The sequence below is a fragment of the Oleiphilus sp. HI0128 genome (assembly GCF_001635365.1).
Genome location: NZ_LWGG01000237.1, coordinates 1 through 791 on the forward strand (window position 1 = coordinate 1; position 791 = coordinate 791).

Consider the following 791-nt stretch of genomic DNA (forward strand, 5'->3'; position numbering starts at 1 on the left):
ACAACTAATACCAAGTTCCTGCATTGTCGGGCTAAAGCCCGACCTACATACAGCATGTTAACAGGGTAAAATCACCCCTTAAGAAAGCCTCGATCTGTATGATATAATCCCGCCCTCGGAATCATCGTTTATCACTTTAGGTCGTATTAATGAGTCAAGCTGCTAATCCAGACATGTTTAANAACAACCCTTTTGGTACCGAAACTACGGATGCCGATATCCTTGAGGCTTTCGAATTTCTGGATGACTGGGAAGAACGTTACGCATATATCATCGACCTAGGTAAATCACTCCCGGCATTTCCTGAAGCAGAGAAGACTGAACTAAACCTGGTCCATGGCTGCCAAAGCCAAGTCTGGCTTGTTCACTACTTTGACGAAGCCAGCAACAAGCTTTTCTTTTTAATTGAGAGCGACGCCATTATCGTCAAAGGCCTTGCCTCTGTTGTACTGGCGACACTTAATGCACGCTCACCTGCCGAAATCGTCGCTAAAGATGTTGAAGCAATATTCAATGACATGGATCTGATGCGTCATATCAGCCCAACCCGAGGCAATGGCTTGCGCTCTATGCTTGAACGCATGAAGAATATCGCTGGAAATTTTTAGTTTTTAACGAACGTAAGCAGAGGGTTCCACCCCTTATATGGACTCTCCGTGCTAACCCGCCAGCGAGCCGTGGAAGGCTCTGCCTACGGTCTACTCGGTTAAGAGCCATTTAATTATTTCCCTTCAGTTTCTCATTTTCCTTATGTAGCTTGCGTTTCATTCGTCCCAAACCAAACATCACAA

General features: G+C 45.3%; 1 protein-coding gene. It reads left to right on the plus strand.

All coding sequences use genetic code 11. From position 1 onward, the window contains the following. The first annotated feature begins 149 nt into the window (after positions 1-149). Complete coding sequence (locus tag A3763_RS03210; RefSeq protein ID WP_068759879.1) at positions 150-608, plus strand: SufE family protein; 459 nt, start codon at positions 150-152, stop codon at positions 606-608. Positions 609-791: the final 183 nt, after the last annotated feature.